General features: G+C 64.1%; 14 protein-coding genes and 1 pseudogene. 7 read left to right on the top strand and 8 right to left on the bottom strand.

Annotation, left to right across the window (positions count from 1 at the left end):
• Window positions 1–135: 135 nt before the first annotated feature.
• The 3 genes from BJG93_RS19055 to BJG93_RS19045 all read right to left on the bottom strand — a co-directional run bounded on the left by BJG93_RS19055 (window position 136) and on the right by BJG93_RS19045 (window position 2064).
• Window positions 136–642, bottom strand: a complete 507-nt coding sequence (locus BJG93_RS19055) for a hypothetical protein (RefSeq protein ID WP_027195861.1) — start codon at window positions 640–642, stop codon at window positions 136–138.
• A 22-nt stretch (window positions 643–664) separates the two neighbouring features.
• On the bottom strand, window positions 665–1516 hold the full coding sequence (locus BJG93_RS19050; RefSeq protein ID WP_027195860.1) for an H-NS family nucleoid-associated regulatory protein: 852 nt from the start codon (window positions 1514–1516) through the stop codon (window positions 665–667).
• 209 nt (window positions 1517–1725) lie between these two features.
• The gene (locus BJG93_RS19045; RefSeq protein ID WP_027195859.1) at window positions 1726–2064 is read right to left on the bottom strand and encodes a hypothetical protein; all 339 of its coding nucleotides are present in this window, start codon (window positions 2062–2064) and stop codon (window positions 1726–1728) included.
• Between the two features lie 407 nt (window positions 2065–2471).
• Between BJG93_RS19045 and BJG93_RS19040 the strand changes: the two genes are divergently transcribed.
• On the top strand, window positions 2472–2723 hold the full coding sequence (locus BJG93_RS19040; RefSeq protein ID WP_027195858.1) for a hypothetical protein: 252 nt from the start codon (window positions 2472–2474) through the stop codon (window positions 2721–2723).
• A gap of 94 nt (window positions 2724–2817) precedes the next feature.
• Here BJG93_RS19040 and BJG93_RS36215 read toward each other — a convergent pair.
• From BJG93_RS36215 to BJG93_RS19020, 3 genes and pseudogenes are all read right to left on the bottom strand, one after another.
• A pseudogene (locus BJG93_RS36215) lies at window positions 2818–3890 on the bottom strand (DUF6765 family protein).
• A gap of 274 nt (window positions 3891–4164) precedes the next feature.
• Complete coding sequence (locus tag BJG93_RS19025; RefSeq protein ID WP_027195857.1) at window positions 4165–4626, bottom strand: DUF488 domain-containing protein; 462 nt, start codon at window positions 4624–4626, stop codon at window positions 4165–4167.
• A gap of 104 nt (window positions 4627–4730) precedes the next feature.
• A complete protein-coding gene (locus BJG93_RS19020) occupies window positions 4731–5081 on the bottom strand; it encodes an FKBP-type peptidyl-prolyl cis-trans isomerase (RefSeq protein WP_231337603.1) in 351 nt (116 codons plus the stop codon).
• Between the two features lie 248 nt (window positions 5082–5329).
• Between BJG93_RS19020 and BJG93_RS19015 the strand changes: the two genes are divergently transcribed.
• The 5 genes from BJG93_RS19015 to BJG93_RS18985 all read left to right on the top strand — a co-directional run bounded on the left by BJG93_RS19015 (window position 5330) and on the right by BJG93_RS18985 (window position 14214).
• Window positions 5330–7972, top strand: coding sequence for a ligase-associated DNA damage response DEXH box helicase (locus BJG93_RS19015; RefSeq protein ID WP_027195855.1), 2643 nt, complete (start codon window positions 5330–5332; stop codon window positions 7970–7972).
• Window positions 7969–8631, top strand: coding sequence for a ligase-associated DNA damage response endonuclease PdeM (pdeM, locus tag BJG93_RS19010; protein WP_027195854.1), 663 nt, complete (start codon window positions 7969–7971; stop codon window positions 8629–8631). The genes BJG93_RS19015 and pdeM overlap by 4 nt, the downstream gene beginning before the upstream one ends.
• A 211-nt stretch (window positions 8632–8842) precedes the next feature.
• A complete protein-coding gene (locus BJG93_RS36095) occupies window positions 8843–11008 on the top strand; it encodes a hypothetical protein (protein ID WP_154677410.1) in 2166 nt (721 codons plus the stop codon).
• 1053 nt (window positions 11009–12061) lie between these two features.
• Window positions 12062–13450, top strand: a complete 1389-nt coding sequence (locus BJG93_RS18990; RefSeq protein ID WP_027195852.1) for an FAD-binding oxidoreductase — start codon at window positions 12062–12064, stop codon at window positions 13448–13450.
• Between the two features lie 173 nt (window positions 13451–13623).
• Complete coding sequence (locus tag BJG93_RS18985; protein ID WP_027195851.1) at window positions 13624–14214, top strand: BPSL1445 family SYLF domain-containing lipoprotein; 591 nt, start codon at window positions 13624–13626, stop codon at window positions 14212–14214.
• Window positions 14215–14290: 76 nt separating this feature from the next.
• Here BJG93_RS18985 and BJG93_RS18980 read toward each other — a convergent pair whose 3' ends face one another.
• Entirely contained in the window at window positions 14291–14692 is a 402-nt protein-coding gene (locus BJG93_RS18980) for a hypothetical protein (protein ID WP_051374271.1), read from the bottom strand.
• Between the two features lie 390 nt (window positions 14693–15082).
• Window positions 15083–15622, bottom strand: coding sequence for a YbaK/EbsC family protein (locus BJG93_RS18975; RefSeq protein ID WP_027195850.1), 540 nt, complete (start codon window positions 15620–15622; stop codon window positions 15083–15085).
• A 155-nt stretch (window positions 15623–15777) separates the two neighbouring features.
• On the opposite strand from BJG93_RS18975, the gene BJG93_RS18970 reads away from it, so the two are divergent.
• Entirely contained in the window at window positions 15778–17040 is a 1263-nt protein-coding gene (locus tag BJG93_RS18970) for a YihY/virulence factor BrkB family protein (RefSeq protein ID WP_027195849.1), read from the top strand.
• The last annotated feature ends 291 nt before the right edge of the window (window positions 17041–17331 follow it).

The following is a 17331-nucleotide window of genomic DNA, read 5'->3' as shown; positions in this document are numbered from 1 at the left end:
CCAGGCGTCGGGACGCGCCGTGCGCGTCCCGCGTTTGAGGGGAGTGCCGGACTCGTGCCTGGCGTTTGCTGACGCCACGACACGCACGGCGCGTGCCCGCAGGGGGACGGCGCCTTGCTATGGGCTGCTAACGCTTTATCTGACCAAGGCAAATGCCTCGCGACTTGCAATTTCGGCAGCGCCGAATACACCGATGACCGTATAGTCCGACGCCACGCATTCGAACGTCGACGCATGAAACGTAATGACGAAATGCCGCCGCGCCGGTGCTTCGGGAGCAATCGCGATGGGGTTCGTCGCCACGCTGGCAATCTCCGCGCACAACGACGAATTGACGACTTCATGCACTGCGTAGCCGCTCAGACCTTGCGCCGCGAGCGGATGAACGGCCAGATCGACATCGCCCGGCGGCCCGAGACGATGAAAGACGGCGTCGGCAAACAACACCGCGCAAAAAGGATCGTCGTCGGGATCGAACGGTCCGAACCGTTCAAAGTCCGACTCCGCAATCGGATAAGTGAGGATCACACGGCGATCGCTCGCGACGATGAATGGTTCGGCGGCATCGGCTGCCGGATGAGGAGCGGAGTCCAGCAGGAAGACCTGGTCTTCCTGCTGGGATGCATCGAACGTGCTGACCATCTAGTTCGCGACTCCGCGGCAATTACGCGCTTGCTTGCGCCTCTGACGTTTGCGCAGCTGCGGCGACGGGGGCGGCCGTGCTCTTGAGCGCAGTTTTGCGCACCGGTGCTTTTCTTGCCGTCTTTACAGCGCTCTTGCGGCCGGCGGTTTTCTTCACCGCGGCTTTCCGGCTTGCCGGGGTCGCCTTGCTGCCCGCGGTCTTTTTCGCGGCCGTCTTGCGCGTTGCTTTTTTCGCCACTGCTTTTTTCGCCGTGGCCTTCCTGCCTACCGCACTCGCGGTCGCTTTCGGCTGGCCGCTCTTGGCCGCCGCTTTCGCTGCTTTCGGAGCAGCAGCCGTCGTTGCGCCATCAATCAGGAATTTGCTGCGGTCCTTGACGGCCGCGAGCCATGCCGGCGCCGGACCGCGGCCGCTCCAGGTCGCGCCGGTTTTCGGATTCAGGTATTTCGGCGGCTGTGCGCCTTTCGGCTGACCTTCGCCGCGCTTCGTGGCGGGCGCAGCGGCGGACTTGCTTTCGCTCGCAGCGTCGATCAGGAACACCGAGCGGTCCTTCGCGCCGGAGATCCAGCCAGGCGCGCGGCCGTGTCCTGTCCAGGTCGCGCCGGTTTTATGGTCGCGGTACTTCGGCGGCGTGGCCGACTTGGCGGCTTTGCTTGCGCCTGCGGGTCTTCCCCGACCCGCACCCGCATTGCCATTCAGAGCTCGCGTGGCACGACGTAGTTTTGCCTGCGCTTCGATATCCGCAGTCGTGAGACCGTGCTTGAGCATCAACTCGCGAATCTGGTTGACCGCGGCTTGTGCTTTTCTGGCAATGAGAACGTCAGCTTGCGCCTGGAGCTTCTTAAGCTTTGCTTGGATTTGCTCTAACGAAGGCATTTGATTGCTCCTTATGTGGTAATCGTCGAACTATGCCATGAATGACGGAAGAAAGGCAGTCTATTGACCTATCCTGAGCTTCAATACATCGATAGGACCGCTGGTGCAGCCTGCAAATAACAAAGCTTTCAGGGTTTTCTACCCAATCGTCGAAGCATTCTTCCTTTCCCTTTCCTCGTGATTCTTCTTTTTCATTTCGGTTCCACCGCTCAGATCGGTGTAAAAACGACGACCTGGCGATCGGCAATGTACCTCACGCTCCGCATAAAGCGGTAGTGTTGACCGTCCGCCGTTATCCGGTTCAGGCCAAGGTGGGTCAGTGCCAGCATTTCATCGGCCTGGAAAGCATCGACGACGCCGGAATCCGTTAAATCCTCCAATGCACCGGATGGATTTCCGACGTAAACACTACGCGCCTGCTTGCCGATCCGCATGACGACCACGCTTGTTCCCTCGTCGAGCGCCAATTCGAGAAAGCTCGCGAGGGTTCGCAACGACTCCGGCGTGGATGTCCTGGTCTGATAGATCGCTGCATTCGATCGCGTCATTTGTGTTTCCCCGTCATCCGCATCGGCGAGAAAGAGGACGCCGACGAGCTTTCTGGCATTAGTCGCTTCTACTATAGCCAGGCATTCGAATATTCAAAGGAGAGTAGTTCATTTTTATTCGTAAACGGTCTTTTTCCGTAGCCTCCTATAGCGAACCGATTCAAGCATGCGCGAAACCCCATTGAGGATGCACGCGAAGACGCCGCCGTTCCTGTAACGGGCCGTTACGATCTTGCAACGTCTGTTGCGCCTGCGCCGGCCCTGCCCATTTACACTTCGCGTTCGTACTCGGCGGTGCACGCTTAGACCATGGAGTATTCTTTCTCCGCCGCCACGCAGGCGGCGGCTATTGAAAAAGACATCGGGCCACCCGATTTTCGATCCACTCAAACACGATGGTACTTGCAATGAAAGCTGGTTTTATTCGGACCGCCCTCGCGGCAATGGCAGTGTCTTTGGCAATGGCCGGCACCGCGAACGCGGCCGGTTGCATGAAAGGAGCCGTAGTGGGCGGCGTCGCCGGGCACTATGCGGGACATCATGCGGTGGTCGGCGCGGTCGGCGGCTGTATCGTCGGACGGCATATGGCCAAAAAGCACGCCGAAGAACAGCAGGCGGCGGCTCAGGCCGGGCAGCATCAGCCAGCCAGAATGCAGTAACGGGAGCAAGGCCGGCATCGCCGCAAACGTTCGCGCGAGGGCGAAGCAAGGATGTTTGAATCTCTGTTCGCCGCAACGCGCCCTGCTCGATCACTCAGGCAATGCGCAATCCACGCGCGGGCAAGATCTCCTGAGTGGTCACGAAACGGTGCTGTTTGACCGCGTCGTGAAAGAGGCGGTAGTCGCTCTTCTCGAAGGCGGTCGTCCACTCCGGTCTGTCCCCCGTGTCGTCGTCGCACAACAAGCCGGTGGCCTGGTACTTCCACGAACCGTGTCCTTTGGCGATATAGCCGGGCACGGGTTCTCTCAAACCCGGAATACGGCCGGCATTCACCCATTCGCAAACGGTTCTCAGACGCAAATTGTCGTCCAGTTCGCGGTTCGTATCGAGTAGTCGGGTCAGTGCGTCTTTTACGTCGTCAGGCATACCGGGCTGGTTTTCGAAATCCTCGCGTCCGTCCAGATAAGCTCGCACGACACGACAAGTCATGTCCGCGGCCTGCACGAAATCCGGCAAATTATGTCGCGGGATGAACTGATTGCGCCGTCGATGTAATGCCAGCGTGCCCACGGCTGGTCGGGATAATGCAGCGCGGCGCCGTGGCCGACCGGCAAGGCGATCGTCAGAACGTCCTCCTCGACATGCTCGATCAGATGCGCGACCGCGAGTTCGAGGCTCGCAAGCCAGCCTTTGCGCGTGCAATCCTGCGCTTCGAGAAGATGCACGCGATTCCAGGGGCTTTCGATGCCCGCGAATCCCTGGTGTGCCCAGGTATCGACATTCGTATGAAGCGTCACGCCGAGCCTATGCAACGCGGTTGCCGAATCGCGCTGCCGGATCGCACGCCGAGCGACTTCACGCGCGACTTCACTATCGGGCCGGCAAACCGCCTTTTCCTCCAGACTTACTCCAACGCCAGCCGGCAGAAAATGAAACGGCGTCCACACGAGCCGATTCTGGTCGTTTTCCGCATTGGCGTAATCGAATAACTTGTGCGCGGTCGCGAATCGTTCGAATGTCTCGCCGCCTTTGAACCGTAGTATCCCGCTCGTCGTAGCGTCGTCGACGTATTGGCAGGCATGCGCGACAGTTTGCGCATCGCGGGCTGTCATGCCGCCGACACGCGCGGCGATGTAGACCACGCCGTAATGGAAGTCGATGTTCATGACAGGCGCTCCTGGCGCGCGTAATCACGGCCGGTTTGTGGCCCGCGATAGGGCAAGACGAATACAGGAGCCACGTGTAAGTAGATGGTAGACGAGCAAGCTTCTCGCGCCTTGAAAAAAACATGCGTCCTGGACGCGTTTTTCGACGTTCGCGCCACGCTTCTATTCGGGCTACTGAAGGAAACGCAGGGGGGCCGGCCCGGTTCTACCCGTCGGTACGGCAAGCCGCCAGGCGATGACGCGGAAAAACGTAGCCGGGACTGACCGGCGCCGCTCAGGTCAAATGTGTCACGGACAGACGGCTATTCCAGTGCTGGTTGAGATACTCGAGCGCGAAGGTCCGGTGACAACGATGTGGTAAATGTTCACTGCAAAGCAGGCACGCCGATTCGAATTGCGCGATATCCAGATTGCTTTCCACGCGGCGGCGCGCGACGAGGTCGAAATATTCCTCGCGAAAGTTCTCCCAGTTCAATTGCTTGCTCTGGTAGCGTCTGAGCAGTTCCGGCTCCGGAGCCAGCTCCGGTATTTCCACGTACGCCGCATTGCACAACTGCTCGAGAAAGAAAGGCAAATCCTGCTTTTTCGCAAAGCCCGCGAGTTGCGACGTGTTGTTGAGGCGAACGTCGAGCACCGTGCGCACATGGGCGTCCTTCAACAAGCCGAAGAACCTCTGGGCGCTCTTGCCGGTAAAACCAATGCTCGCGACCGGCACGGCGCTTTTCTCGCGTTTCATGGTGAATCCCCTTGCGCGCCGTGCGGCGCCCATAAAAAAACCTCGCTGCGATCGGCGCGGCGAGGTTCGGGTCTCAGTGCATTTTTAGCACCGCTCGTGCGCTTTTACTTGACGATGTCGACCAATTCGACTTCGAAGGTCAGATCGGTATTCGGCGGAATCGGGCCGACGCCGCGATCGCCGTATGCGGTCGCCGCCGGGCACGTGAGTCGCGCCTTGCCGCCGACTTTCATGGTCTGCACGCCTTGCGTCCAGCACGGAATCACGCGATTGAGCGGGAACGAGGCCGGGCCGCCATGCTTGGCCGAGCTATCGAATTCGGTGCCGTTGGGCAGCGTGCCGCGATAGTTGACCTTTACCACGTCCGTCGCGGACGGTTGCGGGCCCGTGCCTTGCGTTAGATGTTGGACGATGACGCCGGACGGCAGCTTCTCCGTGGTCGGCGCCGCAGCCATTGCGGTCGAGGACAGAACGGCTGCGGCCAGCAAAGCAACGAGTGATTTCAAAGCGAATCTCCAGTGAGGTGGTCCGATTGATTGTAACGGATCGGAGGTCGGCCGAGGCTCCAGGTATCGTCCGGTCCGGTCGTTGCGACCGATCGGGAACGTCGCCGAACCGCCGCGCGACACGGCGGTCCACATCAACATCCGGCGTCAGTCGCCGGCACGCGAATCCGCCACACCCATTGACCGGAGCGCTTTCGATGACCGAGCCGGCCCGTTCTGACGACCCCGCCAACGAGCCCACCGCCGCGCCGGCGTCCGCCGACGAGCGCGTTCGCGCGCCGAGGCCGCGTCGGATTACGCGCAGCCAGGCGCAGCAGGCGCGGCTCGATGCGCGCGAACCCGCTTTCGAGCCGCTACCGTTCCCCTCCTATTCACCCGATGACGCGCGCCGCCCGTTCGCGGACAAACTCGACGCATGGTTCGCCGCGCGCCGTTGGCAACCGTTCGAGTTTCAACGCGAGGTGTGGCGCCACATCGCCGCCGGCGCGAGCGGCGTGCTGCACGCAAGCACCGGGGCCGGCAAAACCTGGGCCGTGTGGTTCGGCGCGCTCGCCGCGTTCGCGAGTGCATCGTCGACGCCGCGCAAGCATCCCGAACCGCTGACCGTGCTTTGGATCACGCCGATGCGCGCGCTTGCGGCCGACACCGCGCGCGCGTTGCAAAGCTCCGCTGCCGAACTCGCGGTACCGTGGAATGTCGGTCTGCGGACCGGCGATACATCGGCCGCGGAACGCGAGCGGCAGAACCGGCGCATGCCGTCCGCGCTCGTCACGACACCCGAGAGTCTGACGCTGATTCTGACACGCGCCGATGCGCGCGAAGTACTGGCTCAGGTCCGGCTCGTGATCGTCGACGAATGGCATGAATTGCTCGGCAATAAACGCGGCACGCAGACACAACTCGCGCTCGCGCGTCTCACGCATTGGCGCCCTGGCTTGCAGGTGTGGGGGCTGTCGGCGACGCTCGGCAATCTGTCGTTCGCGACCGAGGTACTGCTCGCCCCGGTCGCGACACCGCGCGTCAGTGTGCATGGCGCGCTGCCGAAGGCGCTGATCGTCGACACGATCATTCCCGACACGATCGAGCGCTTTCCGTGGGGCGGCCATATGGGCATGCGTCAGGTCGATGCCGTCGCGCGCGCGATCGACGAAGCACGCACGTCGCTGGTCTTCACGAACACCCGCTCGCAATGCGAGGTCTGGTATCAGGCGCTGCTCGACGCGCGTCCCCAATGGGCCGGCGCGATCGCGCTGCATCACGGCTCGCTCGATCAACAGGTGCGCGAGTGGGTCGAACGTGGGTTGAAGAACGGCTCGTTGAAGGTGGTCGTGTGTACGTCGAGTCTGGATCTCGGCGTCGATTTTCTGCCGGTGGAACGGGTCTTCCAGATCGGCTCGCCGAAAGGCGTCGCGCGTTTGATGCAGCGCGCGGGCCGCTCCGGACATGCGCCCGGTTTGCCGTCGCGCGTGACGATCGTGCCGACGCACGCGCTCGAATTGATCGAAGCGGCGGCCGCGCGCGAAGCCGTCGACAAACGGCAGATCGAAAGTCGCGATACGCCGCAAAAACCCTTCGACGTGCTGGTGCAGCATCTCGTCACCGTTGCAATCGGCGGTGGCTTCGACGCGCGCGAGCTGTACGATGAAACGCTGCATACGTATGCATATCGCGATCTGAAGCAGGAGGAGTTCGACTGGGCGCTGGGTTTCGTCGAAGGCGGCGGCGCAACGCTGCGCGCGTATCCCGACTACCATCGGGTCGCGCGCGATAGCGACGGTCTGTACCGCGTGCCGCGCAACGATCTCGCGCGCCGGCATCGCAACAACATCGGCACGATCGTCGCGAACGGCACCTTGAACGTCGCGTACCTATCGGGCGGACGCATTGGTGCCATCGAGGAATCATTCATTTCGCGGCTCAAGCCCGGCGATGTGTTTACTTTCGGCGGCCGCGCGCTCGAACTGATCCGCGTGCAGGACATGACGGCGTGGGTGCGGCGTGCGAGCTCGTCGCGTGGCGCGATGCCGCAATGGGCTGGCAGCCGCATGCCGCTCTCGTCCGAGCTCGCCGACGCGACGCTGACGATGCTCGCGCGCGCCGCCAACGGCATCTACGACGAACCCGAAATGCGCGCGGTACGGCCGCTGCTCGAATTACAGCAGAAGTGGTCGGCGCTGCCCGAGCCGGGCGTGCTCGTCGTCGAGCTGCTGAAATCGCGCGAGGGTCACCACTTCTTCTGCTATCCGTTCGCGGGACGCACTGCGCATATCGGACTCGGCGCGTTGCTCGCGTGGCGAGTGGCGCGCGACAAGCCCGGCACCTTTTCGATTTCGATGAACGACTACGGTTTCGAATTGCTGTGCGCGCAGGCATTCGATTGGGACGCGCAATTGCAGCATGGCCTGCTCTCACCTGAAGAACTCGATCACGACATTCTCGCGAGCCTCAACTCGTCCGAGCTCTCTTTGCGACGTTTTCGCGAGATTGCGCGAGTGTCAGGACTCGTGTTCCAGGCGCATCCAGGACAGCAGAAAAGCGCGCGTCAATTGCAGGCGTCGAGCGGGCTTTTCTACGAGATCTTTCGTCAGCACGATCGCGGCAATCTGCTGCTCGGCCAGGCCGATACCGAAGTACTGCTGCAGGAACTCGACGTACGGCGCATTTGCATTGCGCTCGAACGAATGAACGCGAGCCGCGTCGTGCTGACGCGGCCGAAGAAGCCGACGCCGTTCGCGTTTCCGCTGATCGTCGGACGTCTGCGCGAAAAGGTCAGCACCGAGAAGCTCGCGGATCGCGTCGAGCGAATGCTCGCCGAGCTCGAAAAGGCGGCGCAGCGATGAAGCCGACCTCGCTTGCGATCGACCTGGGCGGACGACCGCTCGTGCTGTCGAGTTTGCGCGCGTGTTTCGATCCGGCGTTGCGTGCGCTTTTCATCGCCGATGCGCATTTCGGCAAGGATGCGGTGTTTCGCGCGCGCGGCATCCCGGTACCGATGGGTTCGACCGCGGAGAATCTGCTGCGGATCGATCGTTTGATCGGCGAGTTCGAGCCGGCGACGCTAGTGTTTCTCGGCGATCTGCTGCACGCGCGCGAGTCGCTGTCGACGCTCACGCTCGATGCGTTGCATGCGTGGCGCGCGCGGCATGCGTCGATGAGCGTGGTGCTCGTCGAAGGCAATCACGATCGGCATGCGGGTGCGTTGCCGCCTACGTTGGAAATCGAGTCAGTGCGCGAGCCGTGGCATATCGGGGCGTGGGCGCTGTGCCATCACCCGCATGCGGTCGATCACGCGTATGTGCTCGCGGGGCATGTGCATCCGGTCTACCGGATCGCGACGCGCAACGATTCGGTGCGCGTGCCGTGCTTTCGCTTTGGGATCGATCGAGGCGTGCTGCCGGCGTTCGGGAGTTTTACCGGAGGCGCGCGTGAGACGGGGCGCGTGCCGGGGGAGCGGGTTTTTCTTGTGGTGCAGGAGAGGGTGATCGAGTTGAGGAGTTGACTGGACGGTAGTGGGCGTCCGCTTTGTCGTTTGGTGGCGTGTGCTTTTGGTGGCTGTTTTTGCTGCGTCTTGTGCCACTTCTTTTGCTACTGATCGCCTGCGACGCTCGACGAGATTCGGTGTGGGGGCCGGGCGATACCGGCCCCCGCGTCCGGAGGGAGCCCCGCGCATCGCGCGGGACTCCTGCCACCCGTTAGTGGTTGCCACCGCCGTGGCCGCCATTGCCGGAGCCACCGCCACCGTAGCCGCCGCCATGGCCGCCGAAGCCTCCGTGGCCGCCGAAGCCGCCGAAGCCGCCGTGACCACCGAAGCCGCCGAAGCCGCCGCGGCCGCCGCGGCCGCCGTTGCCCGGGCCGCCGTTGCCTTGGCCGCCGTCACCGCGGCCGCCATCGCCATGGCCGCCATCGCCGCGACCGTTGGCTCCATGACCGCCATCGCCATGTCCGCCATCACCGTGACCACCGTCACCGTGACCACCGTCACCATGGCCGCTGGCGCCGTGGCCGCCGTCACCGCGGCCGCCATCACCATGACCGCCGTCGCCATGTCCGCCATCACCGTGGCCACCGTCACCATGGCCGCTGGCGCCATGACCGCCGTCACCGTGGCCGCCATCGCCATGGCCGCTGGCGCCGTGACCACCGTCACCGTGGCCACCATCGCCATGACCACCGTCACCATGGCCGCCATCACCGTGACCACTGTCGCCGTGGCCGCCATCGCCATGACCGCCGTCACCGTGACCGCCATCACCATGACCGCTGGCGCCGTGACCACCGTCACCGTGGCCACCATCGCCATGACCACCGTCACCATGGCCGCCATCACCGTGACCACTGTCGCCGTGGCCGCCATCGCCATGACCGCCGTCACCGTGACCGCCATCACCATGACCGCTGGCGCCGTGACCACCGTCACCATGGCCCCCATCGCCATGGCCGCCGTCACCATGGCCGCCATCGCCATGGCCACCGTCACCGTGACCACCATCGCCATGGCCGCCGTCACCATGGCCGCCATCGCCATGGCCGCCATCGCCATGACCACCGTCACCATGGCCGCCATCGCCATGACCACCGTCACCGTGGCCGCCGTCGCCGTGGCCGCCGTCGCCGTGGCCGCCATCGCCGTGACCACCGTCGCCGTGCCCGCCATCCCCATGACCGCTGGCGCCGTGACCACCGTCACCATGGCCGCCATCGCCATGACCACCGTCACCGTGGCCGCCGTCGCCGTGACCACCGTCGCCGTGCCCGCCATCGCCATGACCACCGTCGCCGTGCCCGCCATCGCCATGGCCGCCGTCACCATGACCGCCATCGCCATGGCCACCATCACCGTGGCCGCCATCGCCATGGCCACCATCACCGTGGCCGCCATCGCCATGGCCACCATCACCGTGGCCGCCATCGCCATGGCCACCATCACCGTGGCCGCCATCGCCATGTCCACCATCACCGTGGCCGCCATCGCCATGTCCACCGTCACCGTGACCGCCGTCACCATGACCATGACCGCCGTCGCCGTCACCGTCGCCACTGTGACCATGTCCATGACCGCCATCGCCGTCACCATCGCCACCGTGGCCATGTCCATGACCGCCATCGCCGTCACCATCGCCACCGTGGCCATGCCCATGACCGCCATCGCCGTCACCATCACCACCGTGGCCGTGTCCATGACCGCCATCGCCATCGCCACCGTGGCCATGCCCATGACCGCCATCGCCGTCACCATCGCCGCCGTGGCCATGCCCATGACCGCCATCGCCGTCGCCATCGCCACCGTGGCCATGTCCATGACCGCCGTCACCGTCGCCATCGCCGCCGTGGCCATGTCCGTGACCGCCATCGCCGTCACCATCGCCGCCGTGGCCATGCCCATGACCACCGTCCCCACCGTTATCACCGCCGCCGTCACCGCCGCCCGTACCACCCGTACCACCCGTACCGCCATTCCCCGATCCGTCACCGCCACCACCGCTACCAGCACCGCCGTTACCGTTGTCGCCGGAACCGCCTTTGCCGTTGTTGCCGCCGGTATTGCCCGAGCCCAACCCGCCCGGGCCAGAATTAGCCGAGCTATTTCCGCCACCGCTGCTCGCGCCCGCGCCGGTCGACGACGTCCCGTTGCCCGACGGCGATCCGGTGGACCCCGTCGAGCCGAGCGCCGCGGCCGCGACGCCGAAGCCACCCCCCGACCCGAACAGCCCGCCCACCTGCGGCGTGCAGCCCGGCCTGCCGCTCCACGGACACTCGCCGTGCGCATCCACCTCGGCGAGCACCATCACTCCCGAATTCGTTGCCGGCGCGACGGTGCTTGCCGAATTCGTCTGCGCACCCGCCATCGCTGCATAAAGACTGACCGCAACCGCTAAAGCCGCCCGTCGCGTTCCCAATATCCACGCGTCCCCGTTTTGCTTTTTCATTTCACTCTCCTGATTACGTCCACAGAACGACCGGTCCAATTAACGAGCGAATCTCGACTCGCCAAGAAAACGAAAATTCAAAGCCTCCGCGCAGCTCCGCTTTATGCGAATTTAAAATGCGGTCGCACTAACACTTCTCTCGCGGAAAATCCCGGTCCGATTTGGCGTGCTTCGAGAGAATCGGCTGGCCGTGCGCGCACATCATTGTCGGAGCGGCACAGCGAGGTTTGATGGAGGTTGAAGTTATTCGCAGCGCAATCGCGCGACCGTGCGTTAGACCACGCAATGCGATATTGCCGGTACGGCCTGCCAGACAGTGCTAATCGGCGGAACGCCTGCCAAATCCGCTAATAGATATTGTTCAGACAGCGGTGAAAACTATCGCCCTCGATGCAATCTGATCGACAAAAATAGAAAACAGATGTGGTTTTATCGGATGAATCCCGACTATTTACAGGTCGGCAGTTTTATTCATGTGGCCATTCGCACATAAAAATGAAAATGGAAAAGCCCAATGCGAGCGATCCCATAGACAATCCGATGAAAATTATCGATATGCGCGCGCGGGACATTGCGCGTCGTTGCGCAGCGCCGATGCGTCGGGAAATCGCTGTTGCGATGTGCGCTACCTCGCACAGTCGTCGACCGCGCGCCACGGGCGCACGCGATCGCGATCCTCATGCCACGTGCAAAGTGTCGCGGCACGACCACCACCGCGTCAGATAACCAACACATCAGCGCGCGCGCTTTTTCCGAAGCATTTCCACCATCGTCGGCGGGTACAGCCGCGCATCGTCGTTGCCGTGCCCGCAAAAGCCTGTGGCGCGAGCCACCGCGCGGGATCGCCCGAAGCCGCGGGTAAACCTCTGTTTGACTTCGACGCGCCGCCCCGTTTACTGCACGCAGCCGAACCTCTCAATCCGCTTTCATTCACCGCCCGCATCGAGTTTGGTCTGCCGGGTGTGTTCTGCGAGCGCCTTCCCCTCTCCCACGAGGTACATCATGGTTACTATCTCCAGCAGCGCGGTCGACGAATTCAGATCCGGCTTGCGCGGCCAGCTTATGCTGCCCGACACGTCGGGCTTCGATACGGCACGCAGCGTCTGGAACGCGATGATCGACCGTTCTCCCGCGATGATCCTGCGCTGCGCGGGCGTCGCCGACGTGCGCCGCGGCGTCGCCTTCGCGCGTGACAACGGCCTACCGCTCGCAGTTCGTGGCGGCGGCCACAACATCGGCGGCAGCGCGCTGTGCGACGACGGGCTCGTGCTCGATCTGTCCGCGATGAAATCGGTGCGCATCGATCCCGACGCGCAGCGCGCCTACGTCGAGCCCGGCGCGACGCTGCACGATCTCGATCACGAAGCGCAGGCCTTCGGACTTGCGACGCCGCTCGGCATCAACTCGACGACCGGCGTCGCGGGTCTGACGCTCGGCGGCGGCTTCGGCTGGCTGAGCCGCCGCTACGGCATGACGATCGACAACCTCGTCGCGGCGGACATCGTCACCGCGGACGGCGCGTTGCGCCACGCGAGCGCCACCGAAAACGACGATCTGTTCTGGGCGATTCGCGGCGGCGGCGGCAATTTCGGCGTCGTCACGCTGTTCGAGTTCGCGCTGCATGCGGTCGGCCCGATCGTCTACGGCGGCCTCGTCGTGCTGCCGCTCGCCGACGCCAGGGAAGCGCTCATCCAATACCGCGATGCGGTGCCCGCAATGCCCGACGAACTGGCCGTATGGGCCGTGGCGCGGCTCGCCCCGCCGCTGCCGTTCCTGTCGCCCGACGTGCACGGCAAACCCGTGCTCGTGTTCGCGATGTGCTACAGCGGCCCGGTGGAAAACGGCCCAACGGCGGTGCAAGCCGTGCGCGGCTTCGGCCAGCCGCTCGGCGAACATCTTGGTCCAATGCCCTATGAAATGTGGCAACAGGCCTTCGATCCGCTGCTCGCGCCGGGCGCGCGCAATTACTGGAAGTCGCACAACCTCGCCACCATCGACGATGGTCTGATCGACGCGCTGATCCGCGCGATCGACACGCTGCCGTCCGCGCAATGCGAAATTTTCTTCGGGCTGATCGGCGCGCAAACGCAGCGCGTCGCGGTCGACGCGACCGCCTACCCAAGCCGCGAGACGCAATACGCGATGAACGTGCACGGCCGCTGGGACGATGCGCGCGACGACACGCGCTGCGTCGCATGGGCGCGCGACTTTTTCGACGCGTCGCGCCCCTTTGCGCTAGGCAGCGTGTACGTCAACTTCATGACGGAGGAAGAAGGCGGCCGAATCGCGGATGCCTATGGACCCAACTATGAACGGCTCGTCGCCGCGAAGAACCGCTACGATCCGCACAATCTGTTCTGTCACAACCAGAACATCCGCCCAACCGTGTAGCGACGACGTGTGACGAAAAGCGCCGCAAAGCCTTGGCGGTGGACACCTGCCTGGCTGCGATACCCGGCGCAGGGAACCTCTCGCGTGCAAATCAGAACAAAGTAAGGCGGGCGACTCGCCGCACTCGTTCATAACGTACAACACGCGTGAGAAACGCAAAGGAAAAAACAGTCATGCGCAGACGACAATTCATCATGACCGGCAGCGCTGCAATGGCCGTCGCAGGCCTGAGCCTCACCGGTTGCACGACGACTTCGCCGTCCTCGAACGCATCGCCGTCGGCCAACGCCGGCAAGCGCGACACGATCAACGCCGGCGTCGACTCGACGCTCGCGCGTCTCTATGAAAACGTCGACGGTTCGCGCGAACTGGTCGCGAATGCGCGCGGCGTGCTCGTGTTTCCGTCGGTGATCTCGGCCGGTTTCTGGGTCGGTGCGCAATATGGCGAAGGGGCCCTGCGCGTCGGCGGCCGCACGGTCGGCTACTACAGCACCGTCGCGGGCTCGTTCGGATTGCAGATCGGCGCACAGTCGAAGGCGCTCGTGTTTCTGTTCATGACCCAGGAAGCGCTCGACACATTCGTGCACAGTCAGGGCTGGGCGGTCGGCGCGGATGCGACCGTCGCCGTGCTGAAGGTCGGCGCGAACGGCGTGGTCGATTCGTCGACCGCGACGAGCCCGGTGCAGGCGTTCGTGCTGACCAACGGCGGCTTGATGGCCGGCGTGTCGCTTCAAGGCACGAAGGTGTCGCGGTTGATTATTTGAGCGGTGCTTTTCCTGTATCGCGGTTGACCCCAAAGGCGGCGTTGAACCGCCTTTGCCCACAGGAAATCGACGCCGGTCAGTGCTTCGTCGCGGCGGCACTCGCAGCCGCAAGTTTCTCGTTTGCGCCGCACGCTGCATCAGCGAGAAGCGCTGCGGCGTCCGTAGGTGTCAGTCGGCGATTGGGAAGCCCCTTGGCGTCGAGCGCAAGCACGGTGAACAGTTCGTGGTCGCAGCCATTGATGCGCTGGTAGTCCTCGCCGATCTGAATCATGAGTTCCAGCAGGTTCCGCTGGTCGCGTCTTTCCTCGACTGTCACAGCAGGACTCCTGAACATCGAGGTCGCAAGTGTAATCAGATGTTGAAGTTGCTGGCTCTGCCGGTCGCAAAGATGGAAGGCGGCAAGCGCGAGCCGTTCATACTGGAGAGCGTCTACAGGGGGACGGGCGGAAGAATGCGGCTTTTTGATGGGTGTTGTCATACGCGGTCCTGATTATCGTGAGGATCGCCCGGACACAAAGAGGTAGGTGAGCGGGCACGATGACAAGGTTGGCAGACCGGCGCTAAACCAAACCGGCAGGCCCGAAGGCCTCCCCGCCACGGCCCGCCCATTGGAAACGGACGTGCAGAGACAGACGCACGACCTGCCTGGGCAGGCGTGCGGGTTTAGCAATCAGGCTGCCAAGCCTGTCCGTCGCTGTTTTGACGGCCCTGCGATTATAGACGGATGCCGGACCATTCGCGATTATTGGGATTGTGCGCTGTCGGGTACGCCATGACTGGCAAACCGGCGCCGGTCGTCCATCGCGCCGCGCTGTGCGTTGGCGGCGCGACGGGCGAAAACTGCAGTGTGGCTTCAGGACTACGGGCTTCACTCCGCCGGCAGCGTCAGCGCCGCCACTTCGCAGCGTGGCCATTGCCGCAGTATGTCCGGCGCGAGCAGCAGCTTCGCCGCGCGCACGCCCGCGCCCATCACGATCTGTGCGCGCTCCATCACCGTGGCATCGACGAGGATGCGCCAGTCGGCCGGCAGACCGAATGCGGTAATGCCGCCGAACTCCATCCGGCTATGCTCGACCGCCGCCTCGCGCTTCGCGAATGACAGCCGCTGTGCGCCGAGCGCGGCCTTCACCGCGCCGTTGATGTCGAGCCGCCGCGAGCCGAGCGACACCAGCGCCGCGTAGTGCTCGCCACCCTCTTTCTTGTAGCGGATCACGATCGTGTTCGCGCAGTCTTCGAGGCCGAAGCCGTAGCGCGCACTGAATGCGGCGGTGTCGGAGGCGTCGTCGGTGACGGCGAACACGGTAATGCCGTGCGCCGGCAGTTGTTCGACGACATGCGCGGGCAGATGCGCGCTCCACTGGTCGCGCTCGATGACGTCCAGTTGCTGTACGAGTTCGTGCGAATGCATGATGAGGGCAAAGGTGACGATGACCCGCTGCATTCTAGCGGTACACGCGGGTGGCCGCGAAACCCGCCACGTAACTTGTATAGTGACGGGCACGGGGCTTGCGAAATGCAACGACGCAGGCACCGTGAACGCGCCGTCACGAGTCAGACACGATCATGGACATCGACACCCTTTCCCGCGAGAACCTCCAGCAGGCCGCGCGACATCAGGCCAATTGGGCGATGGGCGCACTGCGGCAGTTCACGGAGAACCGCTGTCCGGCCATGGCGGCGAGCATCGCGTTTTATGCGGCGTTCTCGCTCGCGCCGACGCTCGTGATGGTGATCGCGGTAGCGGGCTGGTTCTTCGGTCCGGCCGCCGCGCGCGGCGAGCTGTTCGGCCACATCAACGGCCTGATCGGCGACCAGGCGGCGGCCGGCGTGCAGACGATCGTCGAGAACGCGCACCACGCGGGCGCCAAAGGCGGCATCGCGACGATCATTTCGTTTTCGCTCCTCGCGATCGGCGCGTCGGCGACGTTCTCCTCACTAAACAGCGCACTCAATATAGTGTGGCCCTACAGCGGCCCGCGTACCTCCAGCGTGCTCGCGCTGGTGCGGGTGCGGCTGATTTCGTTCGGGCTCGTGCTCGGCGTCGCGTTCCTGCTGATCGTGTCGCTGGTGCTCGACACGGTCATCGTCTTCGTCGGCAACTGGCTGTGGGGCGACTCGCCCTATGTCGTGATCGGCAATCTGCTGCAGCTCGGCGTCGGGCTGTTCGTGCTGATGTTCGCGTTCGCCGGACTGCTCAAGTTCCTGCCCGATGCGCGGGTGCTGTGGCGCGATGCGCTGGTGGGCGGCATCGTCGCGGCCGTGCTGTTTACGGCCGGCAAGAAGCTGTTCGCGCTCTATCTCGCGCATGCGGGAATGGCCAGCTCGTTCGGCGCGGCCGGCTCGCTCGCGGTGCTGCTGATGTGGCTGTACTTCTCGGCGGTGGTGTTGCTGCTCGGCGCGGAGTTCTCGGCGGCGCGCGGCCGGCTGCACGATCCGCGCGGCAGCTGGGGCATGCAGAGCGACGCGCCGCCGGGCAGCCGCGCGAAGCTCGCGTCGGTACTGGCGGCCTCGACCGTCGCGGCGCATGCCGCGCCGTCTGCGCTTGCGGCTGCGGGCGTTGCCGGCCAGGCGCCGCCGCCGGCGGGAATCCGCGCGGCGGCGCCAAAGCGCTCCGCGCATCAGACCGCAGTGGACGTCACGCGCACGGTGCTCGACGCCGAAGCGCAAGCCACCCGTCTCGCCGCGTCGGCCCTCGTCGAAGCGCGCCGCCGCGCGACGGCCGCCGACCGCTTCGTGCGACGCAACCCGTGGACCTCGGTACTGCTCGCCGCCGCCGCGGGGCTCACCGCCGCCGCCATGGCGCGCCGTGGCGCCGACAGGCGCTGAACCGGGCGCCGCACACCGCGCTGCCGTCGCTGGCGCTGTCCATGCACGTGGTTGCGCCCGGACACAACACAACGCGCCGCTTCTGTCGAGCCTGTCTAGTCATTTCGTCTGTCGTCCCTTTTATGCTCCCGCTGCAAAGTCGAGTCGACGTGTAGACGACTAGATGACATATCGCATCCAATTTGATGCGGATAGCACGTTCATTCACCGGGCCAGTATCAACGAATCAACAATAATGCGGATCAGACCAATAAATATTGCGCAAACGGAAATAATCGCGATGGGCTTTAA

This window comes from Paraburkholderia sprentiae WSM5005, assembly GCF_001865575.2.
Taxonomy (GTDB): Bacteria; Pseudomonadota; Gammaproteobacteria; order Burkholderiales; family Burkholderiaceae; genus Paraburkholderia; species Paraburkholderia sprentiae.
The sequence above is the reverse complement of the archived record's forward strand: the minus strand, read 5'-3'. Positions and strand labels throughout refer to the sequence as shown.